A 4,997-nucleotide genomic window follows, 5' to 3' on the forward strand; every position below is an offset into this window, starting at 1 on the left:
CGGGATCAGTTGACCACTACAGAGAGCACGAGACTTGCAATACGCATGTGGAATCCTTTGTGAAGTATTTCGGCCATTTCCTATGAGGTCGCTCGCATGCCTTGCAACAGCCCCGAGTTGATTCGGGCTCGCCAGCGCTAGGAGGCCCAGATTCTATCCACACCGCCACCAGCAGTCTCTAGTCCTGCCGCATTTTAGGTGGCGTAGGGTAAGCGTAGGGGGAATACATCTTGACCGCTCTCAAGTCAATCGGCTGGCCACGGAGTATAATTGGGGGACGGTTGCTGAAATAACGCCTCCGTAGCCTAACGGCAAAGCTACGGAGGAGGGAACTTCAATCAGTCTTGTGCGTCAATCGCCCAAGTCACCCATGGCGGTGGTATTGAAGCCGCCATCCACGTACAAAATCTCACCGCTGATACCGGATGCCAGGTCGGAGCACAGGAAAGCGCCAGCGTTACCGACTTCCTCGATGGTCACATTGCGGCGCAGCGGGGTCTGGGCTTCGTTGGCGGCCAGCATCTTGCGAAAGTTCTTGATACCGGAGGCGGCGAGGGTGCGGATCGGACCCGCTGACACGGCATTGACCCGGGTACCTTCCGGGCCAAGGCTGCTGGCCAGGTAGCGGACGCCGGCTTCCAGGCTGGCCTTGGCCATGCCCATGACGTTGTAGTTGGGCATGGTTCGTTCTGCGCCCAAATAGGACAATGTCAGCAGGCTGCCATTGCGGCCTTTCATCAAGGGACGCCCAGCTTTTGCCAGGGCTACGAAGCTGTACGCGCTGATGTCGTGGGCAATGCGGAAGCCATCACGGGTGGTGGCTTCAGTGAAGTCGCCCTCAAGCTGGTCGCTGGGGGCGAAGCCCACGGAATGGACGATGCAGTCTAGCCCGTCCCATTGCTGGCCTAGTTTCTCGAAGACCAGGGCGATGTCCTCATCGCGGGCCACGTCGCAGGGGAAGCACAATGTAGGGCTTGAACCCCACTCAGCGGCAAACTCTTCCACGCGGCCTTTGAGCTTTTCGTTCTGGTAGGTGAAGGCCAGTTCGGCGCCTTCGCGATGCATGGCCGCGGCAATACCCGAGGCGATGGACAACTTGCTGGCGACACCGACGATCAGGACGCGCTTGCCTGTTAGAAATCCCATGTATTGCTCCTTAATATCTAGCTTTCCATTGCCGCTGTCAGTCGCCTTCGACAGGCGTTGAGCAATGGCATATTTTCAGACACATGATGCACTCATGCCTCTGTTCGGCCGCTGAAACACCAGGAGGCAGCGTGCCGGTTTTCGTGTTCGGCTTATGGCCGTCCCAGTGAGGCGGCCATGAAGCGAGAGTGGGAAAAGTCGTAATACGACGAAGGGAGTTGGCACTGAGTTACATGCCTGGGGCCAATGAGCCAGCTCAAGGGGGCTTGGCCATCAACGAGTAAGCCATATGAGATTCTTGAGACGATGACTCTGCGTTTTAGCTACGTGTGGCTGCTGCCACTGCTTGAAAAGCCGTACGAGTCCGTAAAGCTGGACCTTGCTGCTGCCCTATCTGCTCTGGAAATTAAAAGGCCATTTCCAGCAGAGATCTCGCTGCATGAGTTGCTTGTCACGGCGCTGGACTCTGACTCTGAGTACTGGCTTCGGCTGGCGATCAAATGGTTGGACGAAGGGTTTCCTGTTGATCACAACCTGTCCGAAATACTGCTTCAGTGCTCCTCTCGGAAAACGCTCTCGCAGTCCATACGGCACAAAGCTTTCGGTTTCGCTCGACGCTGGCAAAAGCTGAATGATCATGCCCAGCACTCAGGTTAAGCCGCTCGCTGAAAACCTGCGCACCTGCAGCTTCTGCGTCGGCTTTGAGTCGAGTCCGCCGGCTGCTCGGTAGGTGGCTTTTGACCACGAGTGATTGGTCAAGCCCCAGCGGTATCGACGATCCCAGACACAGGCAGATCGGGCAGGTAAGCTTGGCCATTACGGTTGCACTTTTAGAGGCTGACTGGGCTACCAGTGGACTCAGGTGCGTGGGGATTTTTGTTTACCTTATGAGGTTTCATGGACTGTTCTTTTGACGAATTGATCGACAGGGCGATGTATTTGGGTGTGCATCAGATTGCCTACCCCATTGATATTTTCGGCATGGCCAGGCTGTTGGCAGAGCACGCATCAGACGATGCAGACTTTGAAAAAGTACTCTTGCTGGTCTCAGACCAGGAGAACCATTTCACGCGCTGGGCCGCCATACGAACCATTGTGATCATGGGGCCTGAAGCGCTGGCTAAAGCCCGCGATACGCTGAGCGTCCGGGTGGCGCTTGAGGAATTTCCTCTCGCTCGGCAGGAACTACAAAACGCCCTTTTTACGCCATCAGCGTGACAGACACGATCCTCTCTGAGGCTGTTGATGATGTATTCGCCCTCGGCAGTCCATCTGCTGCACCTGCTCGGTATCCCGCTGGAATGGGTAACGGCTCGCCACCTTCAAGAGCACGCCGAGGCAACCCAACTTGAAACGGCGGAGCGGGGCGCTGATGGGTAGGCGTCCAGTCAATACACCTTCCGAACTCCAGCATTAAGCGATGGTGTCTGCGTATTTTTGAACCGACGCCTGATTTCTGGACGGCCTGTGTCACCACCGGAGTCGGCGGTGACACTTCTGACAGGCTAAAAGCGGTGGGGGCTCGAGCAAATACTTAACGTTGTAGCCGGGATTCTTTGATCACTACAGAGTCGGACGTTTGGAACGGACTGGAACATCCCTTACGCGCAGGACCGTTGTCGGCGTGACGATATGCCAGGCGCGGCGGATCGACTCCGAAACTTACACCAGCTCTTTCACCATAGGAACACAAGCCAGTTGAAGCCCGGAGGGTGAATGGTAAATCGCAGGGGCATCACCAACGAAACCGCATCGCCGGTAAAACTCTGCAGCGTTCAAAGTCGCGTCCAGGTTGACTTTCTCCAGCCCCAAGTCGCGAGCCAGGTGTTCAAGGTGGTCCAGGACCTTCATGCCTATGCCCTGCTGCATAAAGCTTGGGAGTACAAAGATCGCGCCGATTTCACTTTTCTCCAGATCAAGCATGCCTGTCGCCACGGGGGTACCCCGAATACATCCCAGATAGAAGTGCTTTTCCATCAGTTCGCTATACCCATTCTCAGGCGATCCTGCTGTCCAGGCCAGTATCTGCTCTGTGGTATAGGCGCCGACGCATTGGTGCCGTATCGCTAGAAGGCGAATGTCGAATGCTGTTTGGGAGTCGCTTTGCGTTGCTCGTCTAATCGTGAACATGTTTATTCTCCGTTAGCCAGAGGCGGACGGAAAACTAAAAAGCCCCGTCCATTTTCTGGCGGGGCCTTGGGGTAATTACGTCATGTTTTAAGCGCGCATAACCTCATGGCCCGCCAGAAGCGGTCATCAAGGTGCACATCATGTTCATGCTGGGTGTATGGATCATAGTCAGATGGTCTTCTGGATGATCAGATTTGTCAATCTTGGGGCGGAGTCAAGGTTCAGCCCTGAGCGCAATAGCGGTAACGACCCGTGCTACGCATTGGGTCGCTGATACAGATAGCGTTGCTGTTATCTAGTCCACTTCCTGAAAACGGGGAAACAATACATGGGTTTCCTGGATGTGGAAGCCACTCAGCAGCCTCGGTCCTGTGTCGAAGGTGGGCGTTGAGCCGTCGTCCAGGCAACCCAGGCTCTTCAGCAGTAGCGACATGCTGCCAGGCATCACTGGCCAGAGTGCGAGCGCACCAAGTCGCAACGCATCCAGGCAGGAGTATAGAATCTCCCCGACACGCTGTTTGTTCTCGGGCTGTTTGATCAGCCGGTAAGGCTCCGTTAGGTTCACGTATTGGTCGATGGCGCGAAAGATCGTCAATGCTGATGCGATCATCTTACGAAGGCGTTGGCAGCACGAATATCGAGTTATCGGCGTTTTTCAAGGTAGTTGTCGCGTCACCGTCTAACTATGCTGCTCTTTTCTCAAGCGGCTGCTCCCGATCCGGGTTCAACAGCACCGTACCCATCGGCTCCTAGTTTCGCGTCTGTCCAGACCAGTGTTCCGGGCTTTTCTCCCGGGCTTGCTCGTACAGCTCATGACGCCGAGCCAGGATCTGATGATCCTGACCACGGTGCCGTTCGGCCGGGGGTCACGAAGCGGATTCGGCTGTGCCGGTGCTCGTGGTTATACCAACGCATAAAATCCATGACCCAGGCGCGTGCGGCGTCCAGGCTGGCAAAGCCATCTGCCGGCCATTGCGGGCAGTATTTCAACGTCCGAAACAGTGATTCCGAGTACGGGTTGTCATTGCTCACTCGCGGTCGGCCACGTGACGGCGTGATGCCCAGCTCATGCATTTTGCTCAACAGCGTCAGCGATTTCATCGGGGCCCCATTGTCCGAGTGCAGCACCAGTGGCTCGTGCAAACACTGCTCGCCGATCGCGCTACGTTGCAGTAGCGCAGCCACCTTCTCGCCGCTTTCCTCTTCGTAAACCTCCCAGCCCACGGCCTTGCGGCTGTAAATATCCTCGATCAGGTACAGGTAGTAATACTGACCGCGTACCGGAGACGGCAGGTAGGTGATGTCCCACGACCACACCTGGTTGGGGCCTTGGGCCGCGTGAGTCGTCAGTGCTGCGTGGCGCCGGGGACGCTGGCTACGACCACGATGCTGTTGCTGACCCGCCGCACGCCGCACCCGATAAAACGTCGCTTCCGACGCCAGATAGCGCTGTTGGTCGGCCAGCCTCGGCACGATCTGGTTGGGCGGCAAATGGGCGTAGCCCGGGCTGTTGCACAGCTCCATGATCGCTTGTCGTTCGACCTCGCTTAGCGCATTGCGCGGCTTGGGCCGTGCCGTGGTCGTTCGGGCGTCCGCCTGAACAACCTCGGTTTCAGTCCAGCGCTGCACGGTTCTGAGCGAGAGACCAACTTCCTGGCAGGCCATAATTTTTCGGGCGCCGGCCATCCGAGCCTCACTTAACCAGGTCACCAGTAACTGCC

At 56.8% G+C, this 4,997-nt stretch carries 5 protein-coding genes and 1 pseudogene; 2 read left to right on the forward strand and 4 right to left on the reverse strand.

All coding sequences use genetic code 11. The annotated features are described in order from the left end of the window. Positions 1-351: 351 nt before the first annotated feature. Positions 352-1,146 (reverse strand): enoyl-ACP reductase FabI, encoded by a 795-nt coding sequence (gene fabI, locus HX830_RS31760; RefSeq protein ID WP_177104789.1) that lies wholly within the window; start codon positions 1,144-1,146, stop codon positions 352-354. A 246-nt stretch (positions 1,147-1,392) separates the two neighbouring features. Between fabI and HX830_RS31765 the strand changes: the two genes are divergently transcribed. Together HX830_RS31765 and HX830_RS31770 are read left to right on the forward strand one after the other, a co-directional pair. Next, positions 1,393-1,803 (forward strand): hypothetical protein, encoded by a 411-nt coding sequence (locus HX830_RS31765; protein WP_177104791.1) that lies wholly within the window; start codon positions 1,393-1,395, stop codon positions 1,801-1,803. 240 nt (positions 1,804-2,043) lie between these two features. Further along, positions 2,044-2,364, forward strand: a complete 321-nt coding sequence (locus HX830_RS31770; RefSeq protein WP_177104793.1) for a hypothetical protein — start codon at positions 2,044-2,046, stop codon at positions 2,362-2,364. Positions 2,365-2,808: 444 nt separating this feature from the next. Here HX830_RS31770 and HX830_RS31775 read toward each other — a convergent pair whose 3' ends face one another. The 3 genes and pseudogenes from HX830_RS31775 to HX830_RS31785 form a co-directional block, all read right to left on the reverse strand. Beyond that, positions 2,809-3,276 (reverse strand): GNAT family N-acetyltransferase, encoded by a 468-nt coding sequence (locus HX830_RS31775; protein ID WP_103497514.1) that lies wholly within the window; start codon positions 3,274-3,276, stop codon positions 2,809-2,811. 295 nt (positions 3,277-3,571) lie between these two features. Further along, complete coding sequence (locus HX830_RS31780; protein ID WP_177104795.1) at positions 3,572-3,886, reverse strand: hypothetical protein; 315 nt, start codon at positions 3,884-3,886, stop codon at positions 3,572-3,574. A gap of 73 nt (positions 3,887-3,959) precedes the next feature. Next, positions 3,960-4,997, reverse strand: a pseudogene (locus tag HX830_RS31785) (IS3 family transposase); the annotation flags it as partial.

Source organism: Pseudomonas gingeri, assembly GCF_013385425.1.
In the GTDB taxonomy this organism is placed as follows: domain Bacteria; phylum Pseudomonadota; class Gammaproteobacteria; order Pseudomonadales; family Pseudomonadaceae; genus Aquipseudomonas; species Aquipseudomonas gingeri_D.

What these genes read in the sequence shown, in the direction of transcription:
- fabI (WP_177104789.1), bottom strand. Translation starts at nt 1,146, where the DNA reads ATGGGATTTCTAACAGGCAAGCGCGTCCTGATCGTCGGTGTCGCCAGC.
- HX830_RS31765 (WP_177104791.1), top strand. Translation starts at nt 1,393, where the DNA reads ATGAGCCAGCTCAAGGGGGCTTGGCCATCAACGAGTAAGCCATATGAG.
- HX830_RS31770 (WP_177104793.1), top strand. Translation starts at nt 2,044, where the DNA reads ATGGACTGTTCTTTTGACGAATTGATCGACAGGGCGATGTATTTGGGT.
- HX830_RS31775 (WP_103497514.1), bottom strand. Translation starts at nt 3,276, where the DNA reads ATGTTCACGATTAGACGAGCAACGCAAAGCGACTCCCAAACAGCATTC.
- HX830_RS31780 (WP_177104795.1), bottom strand. Translation starts at nt 3,886, where the DNA reads ATGATCGCATCAGCATTGACGATCTTTCGCGCCATCGACCAATACGTG.